This is a genomic window from Streptomyces sp. HSW2009 (genome assembly GCF_040240285.1).
In the GTDB taxonomy this organism is placed as follows: domain Bacteria; phylum Actinomycetota; class Actinomycetes; order Streptomycetales; family Streptomycetaceae; genus Streptomyces.
On sequence record NZ_JBEHZD010001231.1, the window covers coordinates 1 to 237 of the forward strand.

General features: G+C 75.5%; 1 protein-coding gene. It reads left to right on the top strand.

Annotation, left to right across the window (positions count from 1 at the left end; translation table 11 throughout):
• The coding region (locus tag AAHZ94_RS35310; RefSeq protein ID WP_349997716.1) for an AMP-binding protein at positions 1-237 on the top strand (237 nt) is incomplete at both ends.

A 237-nucleotide genomic window follows, 5' to 3' on the forward strand; every position in this document is an offset into this window, starting at 1 on the left:
ACTACGCCGAACTCGCCGCCCGCGCGGCCGAACACGCCGCGCGGCTGCGCGCCGCAGGAGCCGGCCCGGAGACCGTGGTCGGCGTGCTGCTGCCGCGCTCGCCCGCGCTGGTGACCAGCCTGCTCGCGGTGGCCTGGAGCGGCGCCGGCTATCTGCCGCTGCACCCGCGCTGGCCCGCCGACCGCTGCCGGGAAGTGCTCGCCGCTGCCGGCGCCTGTCTCATATACACATATTACC